This window comes from Dolichospermum sp. UHCC 0315A (assembly GCF_008121535.1).
Lineage (GTDB): Bacteria > Cyanobacteriota > Cyanobacteriia > Cyanobacteriales > Nostocaceae > Dolichospermum > Dolichospermum lemmermannii.
In genome coordinates, this window is record NZ_CP043056.1 from 3,033,648 (window position 1) to 3,059,948 (window position 26,301).

Here is a 26,301-nt window from a genome sequence, read left to right on the forward strand (position 1 = left end):
TCAGGTAAATTATAGTTTAGTCGTGCCATTCTAACAAAAAAATCAGGCTCTTGAATCAAAATCAAAGCCTGAAATTAAGAAAAGTTAAAATTTGTCGGACATTATGGCAATTAACTAACATTAGAAACGGAGAAGGCCACGAAAATTACCCCTCCAATCAAAAGTGCTGCTGCAATGCCTAGAATAATATAATTACGCTTTTGGTTGTTTGTTGGCGGTTCAGCTTGATAAACCTTGGGTTCTTTAGCAAAATTATTGAGACGGCCACCTTCTTCTGTTGTGTATGGCATGATCTGATTCCTTGTTATTTTTACTTGATATTGCATAAATTTTACATTAATCTTGTAAAAATAGACAAATAGATTAAATAAATCAACATTCCTGTCCTTTTCGCTCCTATCTTGACAAAATAGACAATTTATGTTGACTCCTGATCATATTTTTCAACTCTTCTGTTTTACTATATTTGTAGGGTGCGTTAGGCAGAGCCGTAACGCATCATTAATCAAGTTTAGGGTGCGTTACGCTGTCTAGAGAATAGGCTTTTTAGGGAAAGCTATTGACAAATATTTTTAATAGGTGGCGCAAAATCTCCAAAATGAGAATTGATGGTTTTTACACCTGTGACAGGTAGAAAAGTGGAACAGGTAATATTAAGCTCATCAAAAAAGTCCTGTAGATTGTGAATTGAAATCCAATTGAAATTGCTGTTATCGTGGGTGAAAAAGATGGATCCAATTACTCTGAGTATTTTAGGCACTGTGGGTTTAGTTACTTTACTGATTAACAAGGAGAGAGAAAAAGATGCGACTAAAGAGACGTATCGATATATCAAAAGTCAAGACGAACAAATTACTAAGCGTATTTTGGGTGGCTCCTTGTTGGTTTTGTCTCTGATTGGTCTTATATATACAATGAATGCTGGTGAGTATCAATTGATTGCTGGGATAATAACAGCGACTGGTACAGCGATTGGCTCAATAATTTTCTTTAAGGAGGATTAAACTCAGGGAAAGCCGCTGGTCATCCCTAACATTAAGTACAATCGATGGCGCAAACCGTGAGTCCCTAAAAGTTTTGCGGTGTAACTCTCGGTTCGCCTATTTGAAATTGAGTTAGAAAAAACTTGAACGATTTAATAGGGGTTTTAGCCTGTAATTCAAATATACTCTTGTCCCTCTCGTCCCAACTTTGCGCGATGACGTAGGCGATCAAATAAAAATAGAGTATTTGTAGGGGTGTATTAGCAACAGCGTAACACACCCTACTTTTAATAGTTAATCTCAATTAAAATATCAAAATTATGCAAAGAATTTCTATAGAAAATTTCGGACCCGTTAAAAAATTTGAGACTGATGTAACAGATGTCATGCTGTTAATTGGACCCCAAGCAAGTGGTAAAAGTACAATTAGTAAATCTATTTTTATATTTAAATCTTTAAAAGATGAAATTCTTAATTATATACATGATAATGATATGACTTCTTCTGAACCTCTCTTAAACCTACTAAGTCATCTGGTAGGTAATTTTTTAGATAATTTCGATCTTTCATTGGATTGTGATTGTTTTAGAGTTGCATATCAATATTCACCAACAAGACAAGTAACCATTTACAAAAATAAATCTCAATCTTTTGTTATTCCAAAAATGAAATTAAGTAATATTCTGGAAAACGAATTAAGTTTGCTAATTACAGAGATTTTAAATTACAAAATCATTTCTAAAGAACAACAGCATAAGTTTAAATCATTAGAAGAATTACGAGAATTGGAATCAGACAGAAGATTGCAGTTTAAAAACTTTAAATCGCGCCTTGATAATATATTTGAGGAAAAACACTCTTCTGTATTTGTTCCTGCTGGTAGAAGTTTGATGTCCACACTAACAAATCAACTACAAGATATCAACAATCCCAACGTTTTAGACTACTTCACACAATCTTTTGTAAGACGAATTAATTTATTAAAAACTTACTTTACAGATGATTTAAATACTGTTATTCAAAATAGGAATATTTCTAATGATATAGGTTCTAACTTGCCGGATTTATTAAGAAAAATTCTCAAAGGTGAATATAGATTTAACAATGATACTGATAAAGAAAGAATTTATATTAACAATGAAAAATATATAAAACTACAATATGCTTCTTCTGGACAACAAGAATCTGTGTGGATTTTGTTGTTGATATTTCGATATATCTTAGATAAAACAAGTGTATTTATGGTTTTTGAAGAACCGGAAGCACACCTTTATCCTGAAACCCAAAGCGATATGGTGGAACTAATTGGTTTATTAGCAAATGTTTATAATAATCAAGTAATTATAACTACCCACAGTCCCTATATTTTATCATCATTCAATAATCTTTTATATGCTTATCAAGTCGGTAAAAATAAAATAGGTGATGAAAGAGAAGCAGTAGAAAGTATTGTTAATAGTAAAAGTTGGATTGATCCAAATCGCATTTCAGCTTACTTTATCTCAGAAAATGGCTATGAATCAATTATTGATGAAGAACTAAAATTAATTCAAGCTGAAAAAATAGATAGCGCGTCCAGTATAATCAACGACAGATTTAATGATTTATTCAATCTGGATGAATAACTATGTGTAACGATTTTTTTAGAGAAAGTGAATGTCAGGAATTTTGTGATACAAGAAAAACCATAGTTGTTAAAGATTCTGGGAATAAACAAGAGTATTGACTAAAATCCGTGAAATCAGCGCAATCCGTCTAATCCGTGATTCAGACCTTTTTCCCGCGTAATCCATATAATCCGCAATTCTAACCTGATTTTTTTCAAAATGAGAATTGCTGACAAAAGTGGGCAAGAATTGTACAAATTTAGATCCCCGACTTCTTCAAGAAGTCGGGGATCTGAGGACAACAAAACTAACCCGTAATCGTCCCCGTCACAGGAGAACTAGCACTAGCGTAATCCTTCATGGGCATTCTTCCTGCCAAATAAGCCATGCGACCGGCAATAGTAGCCAGATTCATCGCATAAGCCATTCCTGGGGCATTTTCAGCCAGAGCGATCGCACTATTAATTAATAACGCATCCGCCCCCAATTCCATCGCCTCAGCAGCCTCAGAGGGCGCACCAATGCCGGCATCTACCACTACGGGAATATGGGCATTTTCAATAATAATCTGAATATTGGCAGTTGTTTGCAGTCCTTGTCCCGAACCAATAGGGGCAGCCAAAGGCATAACCGTGGCACAACCCACCTCTTCTAGTCGCTTGGCTAACATGGGATCAGCATTAATATAAGGCAATACAGCGAAACCCTCTTTTACCAACTGTTCTGCAGCTTGTAAAGTACCAATGGGATCAGGTAGTAAATATTTAGCATCAGGTATTACTTCTAACTTAACAAAATTATTATCTTCCTGTCCCAATAACTTGGCCATTTCTCGTCCTAACCGGGCCACTCGCACCGCTTCTTCTGCGGTTTGACAGCCAGCGGTATTGGGTAACATCCAGATTTTACTCCAATCTAGTGCCTCTGCTAAACCTTCATGTCCTGGGGCGTTGGTTTGTACCCGTCGCACAGCTACCGTGACAATTTGACAACCACTAGCAGCGACACTTTGCTGCATTTCTCGGATATTGCGATATTTACCGGTTCCCGTCATTAACCGAGATTTGAAGCTTTTGCCGGCAATAATTAATGGTGAATCGGGAACAATTAAATCTGATATTTCTGGGTTACGGTGTCCGTTAGTGGCAGGAGTCGCGTGAATTAACATTGGTGTAGTAGTAGATGACACAGTAGAAAAGCGAGAATAATGAAAATTAGCTAAAAGAGGATCTGCTTTTTGTTCACAAATCAAATCAGCAATTAATGTGGCTGTAATTGGTGCAAGTAAAATGCCATTGCGGTGATGACCAGTAGCCAAGGTTAAGTTACTACAATAACTATGACCCAAAATAGGGAATTCATCGGGAGTAGCGGGACGAAATCCCCACCAAAGTTCTTGTAGAGGATAATTCTCTAGTTGGGGATATAGTCGTATAGCTGATTGTAATAAACTTTGAATGCCCCCAGGGGTATTATGGGCAGTAAATCCTACATCTTCGCTAGTTGCACCAATAATGATAGAGCGATCGCGGCGGGGAACAATATAAATATCTTCACCAAACAACACCCTGGTTAAAGGTAATTCAGTCACAAAGTCCGGGACTCGCACACTCAACATTTGTCCTTTGCGGGGACGCACTGGTAAAGGTAATAATTGATTCGTCCAAGCACCAGCAGTTAAAAGATAATGATCAGCGCGAAGTAACCCAGTATTAGTTTGTACACCAATAACTTTTCCCTGTTGTTGAGAAATCGCTTCTACGGTAATTCCATCTTGGAAAACAACACCCAAAGAGGTAGCCGCAGTTCGCAGAACTTTCATTAAAGCCCTGTTATCAACTTGCCCATCTTCAGGATACCACCAGCCACCAACCACATCTGCACCCAAACCTGTTTGATATTGGTTAATCGTATTTTTATCTAACCAGTTAGCGTTTTTGTGTTCCCGGTTTTCAGGTTGTTGATACAATGGTGCGAGGATACCGCAAGGCCAATAACCTGTATTGTTTAAATCTTTTTTGGCGGTTAATTTTGTTAATTTTTCCGTCCAGTCTAAATATAAATTACGCGATCGCCGACATAAAGACAACATCGCCTCATTAGTAATATTTTCCGCATCAGGCGCTAACATTCCCGCTGCGGCATGGCTGGCTGCGGCAGTAAAATCACGGCAAATTACAGTTACATTTGCACCCCGTAATTTGAGTTCAACACCGCAAGCCAACCCGATAATACCACCACCAATAATTAAAACATCATTAGTCATTAGTCATTAGTCAATTAGTTATTAGTAAATAACTAATAACTCATAAATGGCTCAGAGGGGGTGGAAATTGGTCATTGGTCATGAGTTTTTTAATTTTGACCTTTGACCTCTAACTAAATTTTTCCCTAGTTACCACAAAGCCCGAATTGGTGCTTTGTTTTGATTGGTATTGCTACCAGAATTTGAATTACGTTCTGTAGTAGAAGTTTCATTGTCAGAACTGGAACTGTCATTTGTAGAACTGGAACTTTTATTACTATCACTTGTTTCTTGTGTAGTATTAGCAGAATTGTTGGTAGTCTCTGTAGAAGCATTACTTTGAGCTACACGGGTATTCCGAGGGTTTTCACTGGCAGAATTAGAATTGTTTCCGCTGGAAGTTTCTGACTCATTACTACTAGTATTTTCCGAATCATTCCCATTTGCAGCACTATTAACATTAATATTAGCGGGAAGAACGCTAGATTCTTTGCGTCCTTGGGGAACATTAGCAGTTTGTTGTCCGCCCATAGGAAAATTAATTCCCAGTAACGTACCTAGCAAAATTGCTACGCCGCCAGCCATTAAAATCAAGGGTGTCCATCTACCCATCTTGTTTCTCTCCTTGTTAACCTTCTGGTATCTAAACTAATTGAGAACCTTGACCCCAAAACCCATAAAATTTAGTTACTTTGACATCACCTAAAACCTGAATTTGGCAAGTTAAACCCAGGCCGTTTGTAGGAGAATGGGGAGGAAGCGATTCCTAGATTGTGCTAGTTCCCTCCGGGACGCTTTGCGAACGCTATCGCTGTGTTTGCTCAGTCCAATTCACTGCGGACACCTCACTTTCTACTGTAACCGCATAAGTACCATAAGTGCCAATGCCTCCACAGTTGATCATCTCTCTGTACCTTATCCCCAGCCTCTTCTTTACACTCAATTAATTTACTTGGCCTTACTAACTGAGGGATATTGAAATTACCGAAATAGCGTTTTGTTGTATATTGGCACATCGCCGCAAATTTGTCTCTCAGGTGTCAGTGTTGAACCAACGGTTCACCCAATTTTTATGACCACAACTCCCTCAAATCAACTTTGGATCTATGACACTACTCTCCGCGACGGAACTCAACGAGAAGGACTGTCAGTGTCCATAGAAGATAAGTTACGCATTGCTCACAAACTTGATGAATTGGGTATACCCTTTATTGAAGGTGGTTGGCCGGGAGCAAATCCCAAAGATGTCCAATTCTTCGAGCAACTTCAAGCAAATCCCCTCAAACAAGCAGAAGTTGTCCCTTTTTGTTCCACCCGTCGTCCTCATACCAAAGCGGTAGATGAACCCATGCTCCAAGCGATTTTGGCGGCAGATACGCGCTGGGTGACAATTTTCGGTAAATCTTGGGATTTGCACGTTACAGCCGGACTCAAGACCAGTCTGGCGGAAAATCTAGCCATGATTGGCGACACAATCGAGTATTTGCGTTCTCAAGGACGGCGAGTAATTTACGATGCTGAACATTGGTTTGATGGTTATAAGCAAAATCCTGATTATGCTTTACAGACGTTGACAGCAGCAGTCACAGCAGGTGCAGAATGGTTAGTTTTATGTGATACCAATGGTGGGACTTTACCTCATGAAGTTTCGCAAATTGTGTCAGTTGTCAGTGGTCAGTTGTCAGTTGTGAGTCAGCGCGGTCTTGGGGGTTTCCCCCATGAGCGACTGACGAACCCCGAAGGGGTTAGTTGTCAAGAAAAAATTCCCCAAATAGGAATACATACTCATAATGATTCAGAAATGGCGGTGGCGAATGCCTTAGTGGCAGTTATGGCTGGAGCTAGAATGGTACAAGGAACAATTAACGGTTATGGGGAACGTTGCGGTAATGCAAATCTGTGTTCTGTGATTCCCAATTTACAGCTAAAGCTGGGTTATAGTTGTATCGGTGAACACCAGCTAAATCAGCTTACAGAAGCTAGTCGGTTTGTCAGTGAAGTTGTTAATCTCGCACCTGACGAACACGCACCTTTTGTGGGACTTTCGGCTTTTGCTCATAAAGGTGGAATTCATGTCTCTGCGGTGGCACGGAATCCTTTAACCTATGAACATATTCAACCGCAATTGGTCGGAAATCACCGCCGGATTGTCATTTCTGAACAGTCTGGTTTAAGTAATGTCTTAGCTAAAGCTCGCAGTTGTGGGATTGAATTAGATAAGGATCATCCCCAAGCTAGACAAATTCTTCACCGCATGAAGGAATTGGAAAGTCAAGGCTATCAATTTGAAGCCGCAGAAGCTAGTTTTATTCTTTTGATGTATGAGGCTTTATCCTGTCGTCAGCAGTTTTTTGAAGTTCAAGGTTTTCAAGTCCATTGTGATTTGGTGGAAATGAAGGAATCTACTAATTCTTTAGCAACTGTGAAAGTCGCTGTTAATGGTAAAAATATTCTCGAAGCCGCAGAAGGTAATGGACCAGTAGCCGCTTTGGATGCCGCTTTGCGGAAGGCTTTAGTGAATTTTTATCCCCAAATTGCTGATTTTGAATTGACTGATTATAAGGTGAGAATTCTCAATGGAAATACGGGAACATCTGCTAAAACTCGCGCTTTGGTAGAATCAGGTAATGGTCAACAACGCTGGACTACTGTAGGAGTTTCTAGCAATATTTTGGAGGCTTCTTATCAAGCTGTGGTTGAAGGTTTGGAATATGGGTTATTGCTGCATTTCCAAGCTGAAAAGGCGTTGGAAGTTTAGAGGTTCATAAATTTTGGTAGAGATGTTTAATGTCTCTACCTGATTAATGTCTGATAGCGTAGCGTGGCGTAGCCATATCAGAGGATGTTTGAAAAGTTTTTAATGTACAAACAAACCCCTCTCCAAACCTCTCCCCTAAGCGGGGAGAGGCTTTGAAACCCCCCTTCCCTCGTAGGGAAGGGGGGCTGGGGGGTTAGGTTTTTGGAGATTATCGGTTTCATCTAATACTTTTCAAACAACCTCTCAGGATTTACAGAATTAAAGGATTTACAGGATGTTAATTTGCATCTAAAGATAACCGATTTCTGATACAATTAATATTGATAAATGAGAAGATATGGGAAAGAATTTAGATATCTCACAACCCAGAATATTCAAAATTAAAATATATGTAGTCAAAATGAATGAATTATCCATTAATAATCCTGTAAATTTTTAAATCTTGAAGATTATACTGCTCACAATAATATAATATAGATATAATTTGCAATAACAGCCTATGCAAGCCCTAAATATCACATTACCAGATACATTAGCAAATGCACTGAATAGTTATATTAACGATCAGGAAAATGTGTTACCTGCTAATGATATTATTGAAAATGCCATCATGGAATTTCTGGGTCAACGTGGTTATTTACCACCAAAAAAACCAATAAACTTTACTTCTGTAAATAAAGGAAGTGGATTTTTGGATACATCGGTAAATCATGATCAAATTCTCGCAGAACAAATATATTCACAATCATTACCACCAAATACACTACGACTATCATTTTGATATTATGCAGATCCAGGTATGGCGTTAAAATCTGTTGATATCTTAATCCTATCAATTCTGATTACAAACTCATTTCTAACAACACTTTTAAAACTCCTTTAGTTTTGGCTTTCTCAAAAGCTGCTAAACCTTGAGAAAGTGGATAATGACTATCAATTAAAGATTGAACATCTACCTTTCCCGTCGCTAACAATTCCAATGCTGGAACAAAGGGACCACAACGAGAACCAATGAGAGTGATTTCATCTACCACTAAAGCAGAAGCATCTAAACTGAGATTTCCCGCATAGGTGCTTTTTAAGATTAATATACCACGAGGACGTAAAGCCCGACGAGCAATATTAAAACCTTCAGGATTTCCTGTACAATCAACAGAGATATCAAAGTATCTATCAGTGACGCTATCAGCGAAACCAGTTTTAATTCCTTTCGCTGCTAAATTTACTAATTTATCTTTATGTCTTCCAACTACTAATAATTCACAACCTGTTAAGGCTAAAGTTTGGGCTATTAATTGTCCCAGTTTACCATCTCCAACTACTAATACTCGGTCATCTTTACATATTTGTATTTGTTGTTGAATTTCCAAAGCTGCGGCTATGGGTTCAGTAAAAGTTGCGGCTGCTGTAGATACATTTTCAGGAACAAGATGCAAATTCTCAATAGGTAAAGATAGATATTCTGCAAATGCACCATGACGGTTAACAATTCCTAAAACTGTCCGATTTTCGCAATGTGTTGGTTGTCCCCGCCGACAAAAACGACAATCACCACAAGCAGCGTTAATTTCACCCACGACTCTTTGATTAATTAACTGTTTGGGACCTTGTTCAACAACACCAACAAATTCATGGCCGATAATGCCAGTATAAGGATAATAACCTTTAATTAATTCTAGGTCAGTATTACAAATTCCCGCCCGCAAAACCCGCACCAAAGCCTCTCCTGGTAGTGGTTCAGGAATAGGAATATCGGTGCGTAATTGTAATTGATTATTTTCTAACCAAAGTCCTTTCATAATTTTTTCAGTTGTCAGTTGTCAGTTGTCAGTTGTCAGTTGTTAGTTGTCAGTTGTCAGTTGTTAAAGTTTTGCACTTTCTAGAAATGGTGTAAATATCGGAACTATATCGGAATTACTCACAACCATTGTGGGAAAAGAGCGATCGCTATAATCCATTCCCGGCGATAATGGAAAAGACTCAGAATTGAGCGATACCCACGTCCCACCCGCAGCTTGGACAATTACCCAAGCGCCAGCAATATCCCATACCTTGGGTGTGGCTTCAATTCCCCCCAAAACCGCACCAGTTGCGACGGAAAGAAAGTTATAACTAGCAACTCCTAACATCCGAATTTTACAGGGGAAACCCGGTTGAATAATGTCGGTACTGCGAGAACAAAGGTTAAAAAAGTGGTTTTTGCTGGGAGCATCTTTACTGGTATGAATGGGATGATTATTTAAAAATGCTCCCGTTGGCGTTGTTAAGCCTGATGAACCCGCCCAAAATCCGTGAAAGGCTTGATTTAATGGTGGCGCGTAAACATAACCAAAAATGGGCGTTCCTCGATAAAGTAACCCCAGAGAAATAGACCAAATCGGAATTCCTCTGGTAAAGTTGGTTGTACCATCCAAAGGATCAATTACCCAACACCATTCTGCATTCGGAAAAGTTTGATTACTTTCTTCGCTCAAAATGCCGTAACCGGAGAAAGTAGAAACAATAGCATCTCGAATTTCTTGATCTGCCCATTTATCTGATTTTGTTACCAAGCTACCATCAGCTTTTTGTGAAGCTTGGACTTTACCAAAATCCTGCATTAATTGTTTTCCCACTCTGATAGTAGTGGTTTCTGCAAACTCTAAAATCGTATTCCAAAAATCGTTCATTTGTTAGTTGTTATTAGTCGGTTGTCATTTGTCAACTATTAACCGATTTTATCACATTTCTCCTCAGCAAAAGCCTAAAATTTTTCACTTAAAAGCAGAGCGAATTTATATCATTAGACAGATAAAGACGTTTTCTCATCTACTCAATCCTCAGCATAAGATATATTTATGTATATATTCCTTTATGCTAACCTGGGGTAAAAACTTATAAAGAAATTGTTAAAAAGTCTAGTACAATAGCAAAATTAACCAATAAGTATTTTTTCCTATTGACATGATAGCGGCTCAATTTCCCTGGCTTACCGCAATTGTCCTATTTCCACTTTTAGCATCCTTTGTCATTCCTGTATTGCCTGATAAAGACGGCAAACTTGTCAGATGGTATGCACTGGGCGTAGGTATTGCTGACTTTATTTTGATGTGTTATGCCTTTTGGAAACATTACGATGCTAGTAATGCGGGTTTTCAACTGGTAGAAAATTATGTCTGGATGCCTCAGATAGGACTAAACTGGGCAGTTTCTGTGGATGGGATTTCCGCCCCACTGGTACTTTTGGCGGGATTCGTTACCACACTGGCGATGTTTTCAGCTTGGCAAGTTGACCGCAGACCAAAGCTGTTCTATTTTCTCATGCTTGTGTTGTATTCTGCACAGGTTGGGGTATTTGTTGCCCAAGACTTGCTGTTATTTTTCATTATGTGGGAAGTCGAATTAATCCCCGTATATTTACTAGTTTGTATTTGGGGTGGACAACGACGACGCTACGCAGCTACAAAATTCTTACTTTATACCGCAGCAGCTTCTATATTTATCTTGGTGGCAGCCTTAGCAATGGGGCTATATGGCGGCGGAAATGTCACTTTTGATATTGCAGAACTCGCACAAAAAGAATATCCCCTCACTCTGCAACTGCTACTATATGCTGGGTTGTTAATTGCCTTTGGCGTAAAATTGGCGATTTTCCCCTTGCATACTTGGCTACCTGATGCCCACGGTGAAGCATCTTCTCCCGTATCCATGATTTTGGCGGGTGTATTGTTGAAAATGGGTGGATATGGACTAATTCGCCTGAATCTTGACCTACTTGCCGATGCTCATTTTTACTTTGCCCCCGTTCTCGTCATTCTCGGTGTTGTCAATATTATCTATGGTGCGTTAAATTCCTTTGCCCAAACGAATATGAAACGGCGTTTGGCTTATTCGTCCATTTCCCACATGGGTTTTGTATTAATAGGAATTGCCTCTTTCACCGATTTGGGTATCAACGGGGCAATGTTGCAAATGATCTCCCATGGTTTAATTGCTTCCGTGTTATTCTTTTTGGCTGGTGTAACTTATGACCGTTCCCGCACAATGGTCATGTCAGAAATGGGTGGGATTGGTCAAGCTATGCCAAAGGTATTTGCTCTATTTACAATGGGGGCAATGGCATCTTTGGCTTTACCGGGAATGAGTGGCTTTGTCGGTGAACTTTCGGTGTTTGTCGGGATAACTACTAGCGATGTTTATACTTCCACATTCTGCACCGTTACAGTTTTCCTAGCGGCTGTGGGAGTTATTCTCACACCTATTTATCTCCTTTCTATGCTGCGTCAAGTATTTTACGGTTCTGGTGCGGCACTGATCTGCGATATTAACAATGCTGGGTTGGAAAATCAAGAAGACGAAGGAACGGCTTGTTTTGGTACAGATTGCCTTTTACCAACGGAAACGGTATATACTGATGCCAGACCCCGTGAAGTGTTTATTGCTGTCTGTTTTCTGGTGCTGATTATTGGCATTGGTTTCTACCCCAAAGTAGCCATGCAAATGTATGATGCGAAAACTGTAGCTGTCAATGCTCATGTTCGCCAATCTTATACGATTATTTCCCAAACCAATCCTCGTGTTTATGCTAGTGGATTATTAAATCCGCAGATTCCAGCGACTGAGTTAACTCCTGTTTTGGGAACTTTAAAATAGGTAACTGACCGAAAAGACGGAACACAAGCCCCGTCCTTCCAGGACGGCTTTATGTTAAAATTTGGTCATAGTCGCCATAGGGCATTGGGAGACTTTAAACGGACATGGAGGGACGATAAGACCACTTGTGGCGGGTTCTGGCGAAGTGTCAAGAATCACCTCACCTGAAGGTGCGGTGAGTATGTCAAGACTAACACAAAGTATGGAGAACATATCCTCTAGCGTTAGTTGGGGGATTTTTTCTTCTGATTTTTGAATGGTTATCGCGTGACTGACTTTATCTATAGGACAAAGAGAGTTAAGATACACAAGGTTTCCCAACTTTTTCTATAGAATTATTGCACTAATTAAACTCATGAATGCTGCTCCCTTAATTCGCTTCACATTTTTATCACTCATAGCAGTTTTGGGTCTGCTGGTACCTGCCTATGCTCAGGGGAAAAAGTTATCAAATCCTGTTAATCAAGCCAAACCCGCTAATCAAATCAAACCTACGGAACAACCAAAACCTATTAATACAGATCAGCCTAATACCCTCAGCCCCACAGGAATAAGTAATAATCTTTTAAGTATAGAGGGAGGCGATCGCTTGATCAAAGAATCAGCCCAAGCAGTTGCTAGTCAAGATTACCCTCTGGCTGCCAAAAAACTCCAAGAAGCCCGCCAAGTTTATAATCAATTATCAAGCTTTTATCAAGACCTAAATTCTAGTTTTGCAGGTATTGACATTCGTACCGCCGATTCCCACCGCAAGAATGCTTTAGCAACTGCCCAAAAGCGAGATGAAGCCACCTATCAGTTAGCCTTAGTACATAGAGCGCAAAATCAGCCAGAATTAGCCATCCCTTTGCTAGTGCAAATCATTAAAAGTCAAAACCCCACCAGAGAATTAGGCACAAAAGCATACCAACAATTATTTGAATTAGGTTTTGTAGATGCCCCCTTTCCGCGTCAAGGTAAAAAATAATCGGCAAATGCTAACAGGCAACAGCCAACCGCGACATATCTGTTAATAATAGAGAAGTAAGTTTTTTCAGGAATTGCGATGATAAGTCCGCAACAGGTAGAGGGAATGATCAAGGCACAAATGCCAGATGCCCAAGTGCAAGTACAAGACTTGACAGGTGGTGGTGATCACTATCAGGTAACAGTAGTTTCATCGCAGTTTGTAGATAAGGGAATGGTGCAACAACACCAACTAGTTTATGGCGCATTGCAACAAGCTATATCCAGCGAAGCTATTCATGCTTTAGCACTTAAAACCTACACTCCCGAAGCTTGGCAAGCAACAAACTAATTTAAGATGATTGCCTTGAGAAAACAAAATCTGAAATTGTCTTGACTTTTGACTTTTAACAACGCAGGAAATAACTAATCATGACCCCAGAACTTAAAGAAAGAATTGATACTTTGGTAGAAGAAAACAAAATTATGGTTTTCATGAAGGGCAATAAATTAATGCCCCAATGTGGTTTCTCTAATAACGTTGTCCAAATTCTCAATACCTTAGGAGTTCCCTTTGAAACCCTTGACATACTTGCAGATCAAGAAATTCGTCAAGGCATCAAAGAATATTCCAACTGGCCAACAATTCCCCAAGTATACATTAATGGTCAATTCGTTGGCGGTTCTGATATTTTGATTGAAATGTACAACAAAGGTGAATTACAAGAATTGGTAGAAGTAGCACTAGCTTCTTAATATCAACTACAAGATCCCCGACTTCTTAAAGAAGTCGGGGATCTGATCCTTATTAATATTACATTATTGATTACTAATATTTTTTACCAAAACTATGAATAATAAAACAAAGATAGAAGATTGTGGTTATACGTTTATAGGTTCAGCCGTTGATAATTTAGTTCGCCATCTTGAAGGTCAATCATCCCTACAATTATATCCTGAATTTAGAGAACGACGAGAACGTGCTAATGAATTATTATTTGATTTAGTTGGTAAACAACCTGGCTTGTTTTATATTCGTCGTCAAGGAACTGCAAAAGAACCAGGAGAAGAGATTTGGGAACTAACTATAGCCACAGATCAAGAAAACTTTCAACTACCAAAAAAACTGAAAAAGCTAGGAAAAACTTTAGCATTTAAAGCTGCTATTCGTCAAGATGGACATGGCGGATTTAAAATTTTATCAGCTTATTTATTACATGAATTGCGGGGAAATATTGACGGCTATGCTTTACCCTATTGGTTGCGACTAAGTCCCAATCATCAACATCGTTTGGATATTCCCAAACCATTATTGGCAAAAATTAAAAATATGCCAATTTGCGGAAATCATGTCCCCACAGAAGATCAACTTAAAGCCTGGAAAGCATTTTTAAAAGTTGAAGAACGCATTGCTAAATCCCGGCAATTTTGTGTATCTTTCCGAATTTCTCATCATGGCTCAAATTCTCGACAAATCGCTTTAGAAGTTAAAGTTAATTCAGCTACCCTTAACGGTTCTGAAGAGAATATTTTAGGTGGAGAAAACTTTTGGGAACGGGTAAGAAAAGCTAAAAATCAAGAAGTTAACTTTTTAGATTCCGTACCCACAGACAGAAATCGTCGTCACAGTCGTCAATTAGGAACTATTGAAAAAATTGATCAAAAACATAATTTTATTCATGTTCGATTAGAACGAGAAATCATCGAATATATAGCCAAAGGTAATTATCAACTTCCCAAGAATGGTTACTTATTTTTTGATGCTGCTGGAGACATCAAACAAATTGAACGGAAAGAAAAAGCCTTAGAACAATTAAAACAAGGACGCACTCAAAACCCCTATTTAGGTAACTTTCTCTTTGACGCTTCCCAAGCCAGACCGATTATCAAAAGGATTAAACTTAACTCAAAAGACTTATTATTATCTTCTGCAAATGCTGGACAAAAAGCCGCAGTTGAAAAAGTCCTGTCCGCAGAAGATTTAGTCCTGATTCAAGGACCACCAGGTACAGGAAAAACTACCGTAATTGCGGAAATTTGCTATCAAGTAGCTTTGCGCGGGGGACGCACATTAATTACCTCACAAGCTAATTTAGCCGTTGATAACGCCCTCAGTCGCTTAGTTCACAATCCCGTTATTCGTGCTATTAGAAAGGGACGAGCCGAAAAAGTTGGGGAAGAAGGACAGCCATTTTTAGAAGATCAAGTAATTGGTACATGGCTACAAAATACCGCTACTGACTGTGAAAATAATCTCAGTCAACGTCACGAAAATATTAGAATTATCAATCAATTATTACCATTATCACCACGATTTACAGAGTATTTTCTGGCAGAACAAGAAGTAAATCAGCAACAGAATGAACTCAAAAATGAAAAAGATAATTTAGAAGCAAGTTATCAAAATCAAGAAATTGAATATAATCAAACTTTAGTAACTAAAAAAGAAATTGAATTATTAATTACTGGGTTAGAAAATATTCTCAAAAATGCCACAAATATAGATTGGGAATCTTCAGAAATCAACAGTTTTTTACCACAAATTAAACCTTATACAGAAAATAATCAAGAAGTACAGAATTTTCGAGAAAATGTGCGTCAAGCTATTAAATGTATTGAAGAACTTGGTTTTACTCGTCCGGGATTTGGTGCATTTGGGTTAGCAGTTTGGTTGCAGAAAAATATCACAACTCATATTTCTGCATTTAAACCGGGATTAAAAGATGCTAATGATGTCGGTTTAGCTATTTCGGAAGTAGCAAAATTAGTTTATATTTTCCAGCAGCATTCTGTATCTTTGGAGAAATTAGAAACAGATCATCAAAATTGTCATAACCAAAACGATTTACGGACAACAATTCAAATTTGGGAAAATCGCAAACGGGAAATTGATTATATTATTGAAGCCATTGTTGAATGGAAATCTACAGCTTACAATAACTTATATCAAGCATTAAAAGAATGTCAAGAATCTGATTTTGAATTAACAGAAAGTATGGTAGGTTTACCATTAGGTTTATTGATGTTTGCCAAAACATTAAAATTAACTATTGTTCCTAAAAATTATCAAATCAGTTTACCAGATTGGGGAGTATTAACAAAAGCCATATCTTATGAAATAGCGGGTAACTTTACCGATAAAAAAGGTAAAAAACATGATTTTAGTTATTTTTTACAAGAAAGTTTTAGTCAAATTCCTATAGTTTTATCAAAAATTGATCAAATTCAATGGCAAACAACCTATCAAAAATTCCAAAATTATCAACTCCTCAATCCTAAACAGCGAAAATTGCTAGTTGAAAACACTCAAGTCTTTTTAATTAGATTGGAAAAAACCTATGGTAAGTCCTTTGAATGGAATAACATTGAAGCTACTCTTACCCGCATTACCCAAGAATTACTAGATATTATCTTAGTTCATGCGCGTCAATGTGTTTTAAGAGTTAAAACTGAAGCTGAACAACAATTAGAAATTTTACAACAGCAATTTCAGGAACTTCCAGAAAATGAAATTTCATCAGCACAAATATCTGAAGCTAAATCTCAGGTAAAGAAAACTAAAGAAGCTGCTAATTTAAAACTTGCAGAAGTTATCAATAACTTACAAGCACTTCATAAACAGCAAAATATCCCCCTACCACTACGGATTTTAGCAGAAAAATATCTGACTAGACAACCAAATATTTGGGAAAAACCCCAGGAATTTTCCCAAAAAGTCAAGTTTTGGGAAAATCGTATTAATGAAATGGAAACTCTGATTTTATCATTAGCACCTTTTACTGTTTTAGAAACAATTAAAGACTCTTTAAATCAAGAGTTCACAAATTTCCAAGCAGAAGCTGATATTTATCAACAAGAACTTGCAGAATTACAAATAAAAATATCTGATTTAGAACAGAAATCACAATTACAGTTATCAGCTAGTTTAATTAGCGAACGGCATTGGTGGCAGTCAATTTGGCAAACAATCCCAGATAAATTAAAACCAGAATTATCTAATAATGATTTATTAGATTTAGGATCTTTATGCAATATTCAAAATAAATTTAAATCATGGAAACGACAGCTAAAAAGTGAAGAAAATTATTTGCACAAATATCAAAATTTTGTGCAAGATTGGGTTGCAAAACTTCGTCAACCCTCAGAACAAGATAGTAAAGACCTCAGAGGGATTTATTTAGATAATGCTAACGTTGTTGGTATTACTTGTGTTCAAGCTGCAAATTATAATTTCTCAGAAGAATTCCAATCTTTTGATGTTGTGATTATTGATGAAGTTAGTAAATGCACTCCTCCAGAGTTACTAATTCCGGCTTTGAAAGGTAAAAAATTAGTCATGGTAGGAGATCATCGGCAATTACCACCTATGCTTGATACTAGCACTGTGGAAGAAGTTGCGAAAACAATGGGGAATACGAGGGAAGAATTACAATTTTTAGAAGAATCATTATTTAAAAGTCAGTTTGAAACCGCTGATAAAAGCATTAAAAAAATGCTGAATACTCAATATCGAATGCACCCGATGATTATGGGCGCAATTAATCAATTTTATCATGGTAAATTGGAATGTGGGATTTTAGAACCTGACACAAAACGCGCTCATAATTTAGCAGGAGAAATCATGCAATCTTACCATCATCTCTGCTGGGTAAAAATGCCCAGAGAAAATGAATTTCAAGAAGAACGCAATGGAACTTCATTTTTGAATATTAAAGAAGTTGATGTGATTGAAAGTATCTGTCACCAATTTGAGCAGGTTTGGGTGCATAAAGTAGCAAATGGAGAACCAAAAAAAGAAATAGCTGTAATTACATTTTATGGCGCTCAATTAAGAAAAATTGATGAACGCTTACAATCTGAACTTTTCCCTTCTTTGCAAATTAGAACAGGTACAGTGGATAGATTTCAAGGTATGGAAAGACCGGTGGTAATTGTCAGTATGGTAAGGAACAATCAGCAAGGAGATGTGGGATTTGCCAATAAACCAGAACGGGTGAATGTGGCTTTTTCCCGCGCACAAGAATTATTAGTAATTGTTGGTTGTCATGATTTATTTACAACTAAACCCGGTACAGTAGGTAATATGTATTCTGAAGTTGCCAAAACTGTTAATTCTCATGGAGGTTTTATTGATGTTTCCTGTTTCTGTAATTAAACCAATTGATGAAAATCTGAAATATATAGTTGAGAAAATTGAAACTGAAACTGCTGGTTTAACAGTTTTAGCAGCGCGTCAATTTGGCTATACTGTAATTCAAAATTCTTTAGAATTAACCATTAAAGAACCCCGCAAATTTAATGTCTTAGAAGAGTTTATTATTCGTGCTGCTATGGAGTTTAATCCTCCTCCTACAGCTAATGATTTAGCATCTATCTTAGGGCTGGATTCTGTATTTGTTAAAAGTACCATTGCTAATTTGCAATCTTTACAAACCCTAGCAGATACACCTCAAATTACTGTCACAGCAGAGGGGAGTTTATTTTATGCACAGGGTTCTGTCCCTAAACCTCCATACTCTGTGTCAATTTATGCGATTACTGATAATTTAGCAGGGAAAATTACATTTCAATATGAATCATTGGAAGATGTTGTAATTAAGCAGCCAGATTTAGCCGAATTTGTGAATATAGAAGCGAAAATTCCCGCAATTTCTAGTTTACAACTTGCAGATATTCAGGAAATTATTCAATCTTCTAATTTACCTCTTCATGTTCCAGCAGAAGGTAAATTTGTGACTGATTTTAAAGTCAAAGGGATTACACAAACTATGGATAAAAATATCTCTCTGTTTGTGATTTATGATGGAAATCAAGATAAATTAAATATTCAAATCAGAAGTGGTCAGGAAATTTTAGAAGTTGCTACACAGAAGATTGAAGAATTGTACAATTCAGAAAAGATATCTCTAGAGGAATTGTGTCAATTATCTCAAGAAATTATTAATCAGAACTGAAAGGTTAAATGTAAATTCAAAATTTATGTAAATAATAATGTTTTATTAACCTGTCTTTAAACATAAAATGTTTTAATTATTTTCTAAGGTTGACGAATAAACAAAAAAATTCCCCTTGTTGATGTAAAACTAAGGGGTTTGATTTCATATCAATTGCAGTATTTCCCAAATTTCGTCCCCTATACCCCATTGACGAATGCAAAAATCGTGCTATAATTGTCAGCGGTAATAGGCTAATCAGCAAAATCAGATAGCACCTTTAGTAGTAGCCATGTTGTTTTTCAGGTTCCGGCTGAACCATTGCGAAGTTAGATACATCATGCAAATAACGGCTGGCTTCCTCTTCTAAGCGATGAATCCAATATGGTTCCATGATGTTACTATGTCGAAGTGCGGCAAGGTATCCATCCAAATACATCCGCATATCATCCATACGATAACCGCGATTCCATAATTCGACGAAGGCGTCGGTAAGTCTTTGGTAGTAGCGGATTGCTTGTGTGTCTTGGAGCATAACTGCTTTATTAATCTCTTTGCAATGAGAATTGTAGATGATGATTCACGCTTAATGAAGTATCACTTCCCTCTTCTGTATTAACTCATCAGTTAATATTTTCACCTTGGGTGAGACCCCCCAGCAGCTAAAAACTTAATTAGATCCTAACGCCAAAAAATTGGAAATATGGTGATTTTGTCAGGTATTTTTACGATTTTTTGTCAAAGATTTGATCTGATAGCTTGGACTTAGCTATCTATTTGTAACCACAAAGGGTAATTGATTTTTATCCAATTTTCTAGACGTTTCTCACCGGGAATACAAATCTAGCTATTAGTGCATAAATTTGTAAAATCAAGTTTGAGAATTTGTTAGCTGTTTCCGGGATAAGTAACTACCTGTCTCTCCCTTTGGTTGTAATCAGGTGTGATTTTTGTGCTACTCCCTTTGGTAAATGATTGTTCTATTGAGTTTACCATATCTCTTCAGGAGTAGGACAGATTGCCAAAAATAAACTTTAATGATAGGGGTTAGGAGTTAGGAGTCACCGAGTCAGGAGTCACCGAGTCAGGAGTCACCGAGTCAGGAGGAATAAAAAGAAGAAGAAAAGAAGAGAAGAGAAGAAAGTAATAGGGGTAGAAACAGTTATATGGCTTTTTGAAGGAAATTTTGTAGCTGATTCTAGTTCATACCGCTACAAGTAATGGGGCAGTAATTTTATTTACCTATTTCCGTTGTCAAATGGATATAATGTAAACGTAATAAAAATTTAATAAAGCTACTAGCTTGGCTGCAAATAAAGTAAAAAATAAATTTTCTGCAAGGTTTTTTGAGGGAAATATGAAGAATATGTCTATTGAAGTAACAAAAACTACAAAACCTTAACCATGAGATTGTTAATTTGAGATTCATCAACACTAAGGGGTCTTACCACTGTGGGTTCGGTTTGTATAGAAATTGTTGAGGGGAATCCCCATCTGAGGTCGTTGTTGGGTTGGCACTTGCAACAACTAGAATACCGAGTTCATCAAGCTGCCAGTATTTATCAAGCAAAAGAAGTGTTTATCAGCCATCAACCCACTCTAGTCATTCTAGATGCGGATTTGTCAGATGGTGATGGGGTGGAGTTTTGCCGCTGGTTACATCGTCAACAACAGCCTTTAATTCTCATGTTATCTGCTCGTACTAATGAAGCCGATATTGTAGCAGGATTAAAAGCGGGGGCGGATGATTATTTGAGCAAACCTTTTGGAATGCAAGAATTTTTGGCTAGGGTTGAGGCAATTATCCGCCGTAACCGGACACCTACTGCACCAGCTTATTTAGATTATGGCAGTTTGCAAATTGATTTAGTCCAGCGTCGGGTGCGGTTTCAAGGGGAGTTTATTGATTTAACGCCCCAGGAATTCAGTTTATTGTACGTTTTAGCACAAGCTGGAGGAGTCCCTTTAAGTAGATCGGAATTATTACGTCGTGCTTGGCCTGATGCTATTGACAATCCCCGCACTATTGATACTCATGTTTTATCGTTGCGGAAGAAGGTGGAACTTGATCCCCGTCAACCCAGTTTAATTCAAACTATCCGCAATGTTGGATACCGGTTTAACATGGAAATTTTGAATGTCAACATTCCGCAAACACACACAAAATTACCAAAAGAGAGATTTACTAATCAACTTCCTGTACTAACTACTCAAAGTTCTTAAAAGGGGAACAGGGAACAGATAATGAGTTAAGTCCATTCTGCTAGTGCTTGAGTTTCGGCTTGCTTGAGGCTGGCTGCTAAGTTGTCCCAGTCTGTATCAGCGGCAGGTTGATTGAGAACTAATTGACCTTGCTGAAGATGTAACAGGTGGGTACAAAATGCTTGAGCTAAATCAATTTGGCGATTTACCATTAAAATTGCCGAGGAATGGGGTTGATTTAGGTGAGTGAGTACACTTATTAAATGAGTGGATGTGGGAGTGTCTAAGGCTGATGTAGGCTCATCTAGGAGTAAAATCTGGGGTTCGGTAACTAGGGCGCGAGCGATCGCAATTAACTGTCTTTGTCCAGCAGCAAGTTGCACCTCGGTTCGTCCTAACCATTGTTCAGGAATTTGCAGTTTTTCTTGCCAATAACTGACTTTTTCCTGAATAGTTTGCTTAGGTACACCGCGCAGAATTAAAGGATAAGCTAAGGCTTCCCCAACTGTCATCCCCAGCAGCTTAGATTCTTGTTGGACAAGCATTACCTGTTGACGCAGTTGGATAACGGGAATTTGGCGATATTCCTGATTTTTGAGATAAATTTTCCCGCCGCTGGGTTCGTTTAGGCGGTTAATGAGGCGTAATAAGGAAGTTTTACCAGCACCAGATTCACCAATAATTACCAAGCGATCGCCTGGTGATACATCAAAGGTAATATCCTGTAAAATCGGGTATTGGTGTTGATGTTGTAAACGTTTATAAAAATTAACAGATTCTAGCCTGAGCATAGGGAATAGGTGAAAATTGTCAATTATCAACCATAGAACAAATCAGAGAAAACGCACAATATCCCTGACTTCTTCAAGAACTCAGGGATCTGCATATTCCTATTTCAAAATATTTCTTAAAAGTCAGAAATTAAACTAGGATAATTGATCACAAATACATCCCTGCTTCCCAATTCTGGATTTTGGGGTTTTATGGGAGTGGTAAAATGAAAAAATTGATGTTCATTTACTAAAATTATTTCTCCAGGTTGCAAAACTTTGTTAAAAACTGGCTTTTCCTTTTTAGCAGTGTATAAATGGGTTTCTCCACCTTGAATATTATCTCTTCCTGCGGAAAAAATGCCAATAAAATCGCTACCATCTCGGTGAATACCTTCAGGAGCAGGATTTCCTAAATTAGTTGGTGAACAGGTAGTTCTAATTTGATGAATATCAATTTCTGCTTCTGGATGCAGTTTACAAGCATCACAAAATGCGAAAATTAGGTTCTTAAAAATCTCCAGTTGTATGAGTCTATCATCTAATTCTGCAAATTCCCTTTTGATTCCTCCCAATAAAGGATTATATTCTTTGCTTTGTAGTAGATATCCGTGAGGGAGTTTCACCAATTTATCTCCACAAACTTTAAATCTGGATAATCTCCGTGAGCGATATTCACCTTTAACATAAGGGTCAATTGGTAAATCTTCAAAAAATGGCTTAAAACCTGCTGTATTAATGGAGTTTACTTTTCTGAGAGTGAACAGAAAAGCATATTCTAATTCCGTATAGAGTGAGACTTTTTGCATAGGATGTTTCTCCTTGCATTGGTAAATACTACCACACTTATCTAAGTGGTAGGTTTGTAATATCTATTATATTCAAGTCGCATAAAAATATCGTAAATTTGACTACAAAAATTACAAAAAAAAGGAAACTCCAGAAGAGGTTTTGGGCGACTTTACTTTTCGTTACATATTACTGAGAAGCCGCTCCGCGTCTACGGTTTTTTTCTGTTCACCTACTTGTTTAAATTTTCATGAAAATCAAGGTACATTAAGGTGGTGTGCAACTTGTTCTGAGAGGATAAATTGCCAACACTTCATCACAGCTATTTATAAAAATGATTGATTGGTTATATAAATACCCAAAACTATATCCTGGTATTTTACTCAAACGCTACAAGCGGTTTTTTGCTGATATTCAATTACATTCTGGAGAGGTGATCACAGCACATTGTCCGAATACAGGTCCAATGACGGGAGTTTCTACCATTGGTAGTGCTGTACAAGTTTCCAAAAGTGATAATCTTCAACGCAAATTAGCTTATACCTTAGAGTTAATCCAGGTCAATGATCATGCAACAACTTGGGTAGGTGTAAACACTGCTTTACCTAATCGGGTGATTAAATTGGCTCTACAGCAGCATTTATTCCCAGAATTAAGTGAATATGACCAGGTTAAGGGTGAAGTAGTTTATGGAAAAGATCGGAAAAGTCGGGTGGATTTTTATTTAACGGGAAGTTCTCAACAGCGCCCAATTTATTTAGAGGTAAAAAATACAACTTGGTCACAGGGGAGTTTAGCGTTATTTCCTGACACCGAAACTACCAGAGGACAAAAGCATTTACGGGAATTAATGGAAGTTTTACCCCAAAGTCGATCAGTAATGCTGTATTTTATTAACCGAGGTGATTGTTTAGAGTTTGCACCTGGGGATAGTAAAGACCCTGTATATGGTCGGTTGCTACGGGAAGCAATTCAACTAGGTTTAGAAGTTCTTCCTTGTCGCTTTGATATATCTCCAGAAGGTATCCGTTATTTGGGTTTAGCAACAATGAAAAGCCAATGCAATGACTTTAAAGAGCCAGTTGACACTGTAATATCTTAATCAAAGTTCTCAATCACGGATATTTAAATGCGGTTAGAAACCTTGAGGAGTAGAGGGTGATTGAATGCGAGCATTTGTAACCGGGGGGACAGGCTTTATTGGTTCTCATATAGTGCGATCGCTGTTAGAGTCAAAATACCAAGTTACCGCTTTAGTTCGTCCTAGTAGTAACCTGGGTAATTTACAGGGTTTGGCTGTAGATATTGTCAAAGGTGATTTAAATAACCCAAATATCTGGGAACAGATGCAGGGTTGTCAATATCTTTTTCATGTCGCAGCCCATTATTCCCTGTGGCAAAAAGACCGAGAATTGCTTTATATTCATAATGTTGAAGGTACAAGCAACATCTTGGCCGCAGCCGAAAAAGCCGGGATTGAACGCACTGTTTATACTAGTTCCGTTGCAGCCATTGGTGTCGGTAAATTTGGTGAAATTGTGGATGAAACCTATCAAAGTCCCGTAGAGAAATTAGTAGGAGATTACAAAAAATCAAAGTTTCTGGCCGAACAAGTGGCAATATCCGCTGCTAATCAGGGTCAAGATATTGTGATCGTTAATCCTAGTAGCCCTATTGGTCCATTAGATATTAAACCCACTCCTACAGGTGATATTATTCTGCGGTTTTTACGGCGAAAAATGCCTGCTTATGTAGATACAGGGTTAAATTTTATAGATGTGCGCGATGTAGCTAAGGGGCATTTATTAGCTTTAGAAAAGGGAAAATCAGGCGATCGCTATATTCTTGGTCATCAAAATCTTACCCTCAAACAACTCCTAGAGCAACTTTCCCAAATCACCAATTTACCCGCACCGCAAACATCTATACCAGCTTGGATACCCCTAACTGTAGCTTGGATAGACGAAAAAATCCTTGCCCCTCTAGGGAAAACTCCCACAGTTCCCATTGATGGAGTCCGCATGGCACAGCAACCAATGTATTATGATGCTTCTAAGGCTATCCGCGAATTAGGTTTACCTCAGTCCCCTCTGAATGTAGCCCTCAAGGATGCTGTGGATTGGTTTATAGCTCAAGGTTATGTAAATTAGGTGAAAGTGAAAGTTCATTATTTTACCTCTGATTTTGTAGGGGTTTAGCATTGCTAAACCCAAATAATGATTTTTGAATTCAACCTGTGGTGTAATTAAAAGAGGAGAACGATTAAATGGCAATTAATTTACAACAAGCAATAGATATTGGCAAGTATTTAGTTACACAACGGTTATTAGGACGGAAACGCTTTCCCCTGGTCTTGATGTTAGAACCGCTGTTTCGGTGTAATTTAGCTTGTACTGGTTGCGGTAAAATCCAGCATCCTGTAGAAATACTCAAGCAAAATCTTACCCCAGAACAGTGTTTTACGGCAGCGGAAGAATGTGGCGCACCAGTGGTTTCTATTCCCGGTGGAGAACCTTTACTACATCCCCAAATAAGTGAAATTGTTGAGGGTTTAATTAAACGCAAGAAATATATTTACTTGTGTACTAATGGTTTATTACTAGAAAAGAGTCTTGATAAGTTTAAGCCTTCTCCTTATCTAACTTTTAGTGTCCATTTAGATGGAATGCGGGAATGGCATGATAAATGTGTAGACAGAAAAGGCGTTTTTGATACTGCTATTCAAGCGATTCGCGCGGCTAAAGCTAAGGGTTTTCGTGTCGCTACCAACACAACCATTTTTGAAGGTTGCGATATCCAAGAAATGCAGGGATTCTTCGATTTTCTGGAAACATTGGGTACTGACGGGATGATGATTTCTCCTGGTTACAGTTACGAATGGGCTCCAGATCAAGATCATTTTCTGCAAAAAGAACAAACCCGCGCTTTATTTAGAGAAATTCTCTCACCTTACACATCTGGAAAGAAGAATTGGAACTTCAATCACAACCCTCTATTCTTAGATTTTCTCATTGGTGAGAAAGACTATGAATGCACTCCTTGGGGTAGTCCTAGTTACAGTGTTCTCGGTTGGCAAAAACCTTGTTATTTGTTGAATGAAGGTTACTATGCAACCTTTCAGGAGTTGTTGGATAAGACTGATTGGAGTCAATATGGCGGTGCTAGTGGTAATCCTAAATGTGCTGATTGTATGGTACATTGTGGTTATGAACCGACAGCAGCAATGGACGCAATGCAGCCGAAAAATATTGCTCGTTCTCTAACTACTGTGTTTGGGAAGTAATAATCTGAAAATTGTCTGAATCAGGATGCTCAGGATTTGAGGATTTACAGGATTAAATACAGCATTTTTCGGCATTAATCTTGTAATCCAGTAAGTCCTGATTCTGATGGTAAAAATTTTACAAAGGTAAAGATAACATCAATAAAATTTGAGC

The 26,301-nt window shown here is 37.9% G+C and carries 22 protein-coding genes; 14 read left to right on the forward strand and 8 right to left on the reverse strand.

The genetic code is table 11. The features are described from left to right. Positions 1 to 110 precede the first annotated feature (110 nt). Positions 111 to 290: a photosystem II assembly protein Psb34 gene (gene psb34 / locus BMF77_RS14755; protein WP_148763778.1), complete on the reverse strand. Its 180-nt coding sequence runs from the start codon at positions 288 to 290 to the stop codon at positions 111 to 113. Positions 291 to 728: 438 nt separating this feature from the next. Here psb34 and BMF77_RS14760 point away from each other — a divergent pair, with 438 nt between their 5' ends. Beyond that, on the forward strand, positions 729 to 1,004 hold the full coding sequence (locus BMF77_RS14760; protein WP_148763780.1) for a hypothetical protein: 276 nt from the start codon (positions 729 to 731) through the stop codon (positions 1,002 to 1,004). Positions 1,005 to 1,303: 299 nt separating this feature from the next. After that, positions 1,304 to 2,608, forward strand: a complete 1,305-nt coding sequence (locus tag BMF77_RS14765; RefSeq protein WP_148763781.1) for an AAA family ATPase — start codon at positions 1,304 to 1,306, stop codon at positions 2,606 to 2,608. 289 nt (positions 2,609 to 2,897) lie between these two features. On the opposite strand, the gene thiO is transcribed toward BMF77_RS14765, so the two are convergent. Next, a complete protein-coding gene (gene thiO / locus BMF77_RS14770) occupies positions 2,898 to 4,856 on the reverse strand; it encodes a glycine oxidase ThiO (RefSeq protein ID WP_148763782.1) in 1,959 nt (652 codons plus the stop codon). 129 nt (positions 4,857 to 4,985) lie between these two features. Continuing rightward, positions 4,986 to 5,447: a hypothetical protein gene (locus BMF77_RS14775; RefSeq protein WP_148763784.1), complete on the reverse strand. Its 462-nt coding sequence runs from the start codon at positions 5,445 to 5,447 to the stop codon at positions 4,986 to 4,988. 460 nt (positions 5,448 to 5,907) lie between these two features. Between BMF77_RS14775 and cimA the strand changes: the two genes are divergently transcribed. Continuing rightward, positions 5,908 to 7,593: a citramalate synthase gene (cimA, locus tag BMF77_RS14785; RefSeq protein WP_148763786.1), complete on the forward strand. Its 1,686-nt coding sequence runs from the start codon at positions 5,908 to 5,910 to the stop codon at positions 7,591 to 7,593. A gap of 499 nt (positions 7,594 to 8,092) precedes the next feature. Further along, entirely contained in the window at positions 8,093 to 8,374 is a 282-nt protein-coding gene (locus tag BMF77_RS14790) for a hypothetical protein (RefSeq protein ID WP_148763788.1), read from the forward strand. 61 nt (positions 8,375 to 8,435) lie between these two features. Here the strand turns inward: BMF77_RS14790 and BMF77_RS14795 are convergent, their stop codons facing one another. Further along, a complete protein-coding gene (locus tag BMF77_RS14795; RefSeq protein ID WP_148763790.1) occupies positions 8,436 to 9,392 on the reverse strand; it encodes an alcohol dehydrogenase catalytic domain-containing protein in 957 nt (318 codons plus the stop codon). Between the two features lie 63 nt (positions 9,393 to 9,455). Next, a complete protein-coding gene (locus BMF77_RS14800; RefSeq protein ID WP_015083321.1) occupies positions 9,456 to 10,262 on the reverse strand; it encodes an inositol monophosphatase family protein in 807 nt (268 codons plus the stop codon). A 274-nt stretch (positions 10,263 to 10,536) separates the two neighbouring features. Here BMF77_RS14800 and BMF77_RS14805 point away from each other — a divergent pair, with 274 nt between their 5' ends. The 6 genes from BMF77_RS14805 (at position 10,537) to BMF77_RS14830 (ending at position 19,124) form a co-directional block, all read left to right on the forward strand. Then, positions 10,537 to 12,225: an NAD(P)H-quinone oxidoreductase subunit 4 gene (locus tag BMF77_RS14805; protein ID WP_148763792.1), complete on the forward strand. Its 1,689-nt coding sequence runs from the start codon at positions 10,537 to 10,539 to the stop codon at positions 12,223 to 12,225. A gap of 346 nt (positions 12,226 to 12,571) precedes the next feature. Continuing rightward, positions 12,572 to 13,192, forward strand: a complete 621-nt coding sequence (locus BMF77_RS14810; protein WP_371735627.1) for a hypothetical protein — start codon at positions 12,572 to 12,574, stop codon at positions 13,190 to 13,192. Positions 13,193 to 13,270: 78 nt separating this feature from the next. After that, positions 13,271 to 13,522, forward strand: a complete 252-nt coding sequence (locus BMF77_RS14815; protein WP_148763796.1) for a BolA family protein — start codon at positions 13,271 to 13,273, stop codon at positions 13,520 to 13,522. 80 nt (positions 13,523 to 13,602) lie between these two features. Next, a complete protein-coding gene (gene grxD, locus BMF77_RS14820) occupies positions 13,603 to 13,926 on the forward strand; it encodes a Grx4 family monothiol glutaredoxin (protein WP_148763798.1) in 324 nt (107 codons plus the stop codon). 94 nt (positions 13,927 to 14,020) lie between these two features. Next, a complete protein-coding gene (locus BMF77_RS14825; protein WP_148763800.1) occupies positions 14,021 to 18,325 on the forward strand; it encodes an AAA domain-containing protein in 4,305 nt (1,434 codons plus the stop codon). After that, positions 18,303 to 19,124: a hypothetical protein gene (locus BMF77_RS14830; RefSeq protein ID WP_174782945.1), complete on the forward strand. Its 822-nt coding sequence runs from the start codon at positions 18,303 to 18,305 to the stop codon at positions 19,122 to 19,124. Before BMF77_RS14825 ends, BMF77_RS14830 begins: the two co-directional genes overlap by 23 nt. A gap of 259 nt (positions 19,125 to 19,383) precedes the next feature. Here BMF77_RS14830 and BMF77_RS14835 read toward each other — a convergent pair whose 3' ends face one another. Then, on the reverse strand, positions 19,384 to 19,638 hold the full coding sequence (locus BMF77_RS14835; RefSeq protein WP_015083328.1) for a DUF6761 family protein: 255 nt from the start codon (positions 19,636 to 19,638) through the stop codon (positions 19,384 to 19,386). Between the two features lie 917 nt (positions 19,639 to 20,555). On the opposite strand from BMF77_RS14835, the gene BMF77_RS14840 reads away from it, so the two are divergent. After that, positions 20,556 to 21,326, forward strand: coding sequence for a response regulator transcription factor (locus BMF77_RS14840; RefSeq protein ID WP_015083329.1), 771 nt, complete (start codon positions 20,556 to 20,558; stop codon positions 21,324 to 21,326). A gap of 26 nt (positions 21,327 to 21,352) precedes the next feature. Here the strand turns inward: BMF77_RS14840 and BMF77_RS14845 are convergent, their stop codons facing one another. Then, positions 21,353 to 22,096: an ATP-binding cassette domain-containing protein gene (locus BMF77_RS14845; protein ID WP_148763802.1), complete on the reverse strand. Its 744-nt coding sequence runs from the start codon at positions 22,094 to 22,096 to the stop codon at positions 21,353 to 21,355. Positions 22,097 to 22,212: 116 nt separating this feature from the next. Beyond that, on the reverse strand, positions 22,213 to 22,884 hold the full coding sequence (locus BMF77_RS14850) for a 2OG-Fe dioxygenase family protein (protein WP_148763804.1): 672 nt from the start codon (positions 22,882 to 22,884) through the stop codon (positions 22,213 to 22,215). Between the two features lie 314 nt (positions 22,885 to 23,198). Between BMF77_RS14850 and sfsA the strand changes: the two genes are divergently transcribed. The 3 genes from sfsA to hpnH all read left to right on the forward strand — a co-directional run bounded on the left by sfsA (position 23,199) and on the right by hpnH (position 26,147). Then, positions 23,199 to 23,966, forward strand: coding sequence for a DNA/RNA nuclease SfsA (gene sfsA, locus BMF77_RS14855; RefSeq protein WP_148763806.1), 768 nt, complete (start codon positions 23,199 to 23,201; stop codon positions 23,964 to 23,966). Positions 23,967 to 24,030: 64 nt separating this feature from the next. Then, entirely contained in the window at positions 24,031 to 25,014 is a 984-nt protein-coding gene (hpnA, locus tag BMF77_RS14860; RefSeq protein ID WP_148763808.1) for a hopanoid-associated sugar epimerase, read from the forward strand. 116 nt (positions 25,015 to 25,130) lie between these two features. Continuing rightward, on the forward strand, positions 25,131 to 26,147 hold the full coding sequence (hpnH, locus tag BMF77_RS14865) for an adenosyl-hopene transferase HpnH (protein WP_148763810.1): 1,017 nt from the start codon (positions 25,131 to 25,133) through the stop codon (positions 26,145 to 26,147). Positions 26,148 to 26,301 lie beyond the last annotated feature (154 nt).

Excerpts from the sequence above, each read along its gene's own strand:
- BMF77_RS14850 (WP_148763804.1), bottom strand. The coding sequence starts at position 22,884 with ATGCAAAAAGTCTCACTCTATACGGAATTAGAATATGCTTTTCTGTTC.
- BMF77_RS14830 (WP_174782945.1), top strand. The coding sequence starts at position 18,303 with ATGTTTCCTGTTTCTGTAATTAAACCAATTGATGAAAATCTGAAATAT.
- psb34 (WP_148763778.1), bottom strand. The coding sequence starts at position 290 with ATGCCATACACAACAGAAGAAGGTGGCCGTCTCAATAATTTTGCTAAA.
- sfsA (WP_148763806.1), top strand. The coding sequence starts at position 23,199 with ATGATTGATTGGTTATATAAATACCCAAAACTATATCCTGGTATTTTA.
- cimA (WP_148763786.1), top strand. The coding sequence starts at position 5,908 with ATGACCACAACTCCCTCAAATCAACTTTGGATCTATGACACTACTCTC.
- BMF77_RS14800 (WP_015083321.1), bottom strand. The coding sequence starts at position 10,262 with ATGAACGATTTTTGGAATACGATTTTAGAGTTTGCAGAAACCACTACT.
- BMF77_RS14790 (WP_148763788.1), top strand. The coding sequence starts at position 8,093 with ATGCAAGCCCTAAATATCACATTACCAGATACATTAGCAAATGCACTG.
- BMF77_RS14760 (WP_148763780.1), top strand. The coding sequence starts at position 729 with ATGGATCCAATTACTCTGAGTATTTTAGGCACTGTGGGTTTAGTTACT.
- grxD (WP_148763798.1), top strand. The coding sequence starts at position 13,603 with ATGACCCCAGAACTTAAAGAAAGAATTGATACTTTGGTAGAAGAAAAC.
- BMF77_RS14845 (WP_148763802.1), bottom strand. The coding sequence starts at position 22,096 with ATGCTCAGGCTAGAATCTGTTAATTTTTATAAACGTTTACAACATCAA.
- BMF77_RS14765 (WP_148763781.1), top strand. The coding sequence starts at position 1,304 with ATGCAAAGAATTTCTATAGAAAATTTCGGACCCGTTAAAAAATTTGAG.
- BMF77_RS14805 (WP_148763792.1), top strand. The coding sequence starts at position 10,537 with ATGATAGCGGCTCAATTTCCCTGGCTTACCGCAATTGTCCTATTTCCA.
- BMF77_RS14825 (WP_148763800.1), top strand. The coding sequence starts at position 14,021 with ATGAATAATAAAACAAAGATAGAAGATTGTGGTTATACGTTTATAGGT.
- hpnA (WP_148763808.1), top strand. The coding sequence starts at position 24,031 with ATGCGAGCATTTGTAACCGGGGGGACAGGCTTTATTGGTTCTCATATA.
- BMF77_RS14775 (WP_148763784.1), bottom strand. The coding sequence starts at position 5,447 with ATGGGTAGATGGACACCCTTGATTTTAATGGCTGGCGGCGTAGCAATT.
- BMF77_RS14815 (WP_148763796.1), top strand. The coding sequence starts at position 13,271 with ATGATAAGTCCGCAACAGGTAGAGGGAATGATCAAGGCACAAATGCCA.
- BMF77_RS14835 (WP_015083328.1), bottom strand. The coding sequence starts at position 19,638 with ATGCTCCAAGACACACAAGCAATCCGCTACTACCAAAGACTTACCGAC.
- hpnH (WP_148763810.1), top strand. The coding sequence starts at position 25,131 with ATGGCAATTAATTTACAACAAGCAATAGATATTGGCAAGTATTTAGTT.
- BMF77_RS14795 (WP_148763790.1), bottom strand. The coding sequence starts at position 9,392 with ATGAAAGGACTTTGGTTAGAAAATAATCAATTACAATTACGCACCGAT.
- thiO (WP_148763782.1), bottom strand. The coding sequence starts at position 4,856 with ATGACTAATGATGTTTTAATTATTGGTGGTGGTATTATCGGGTTGGCT.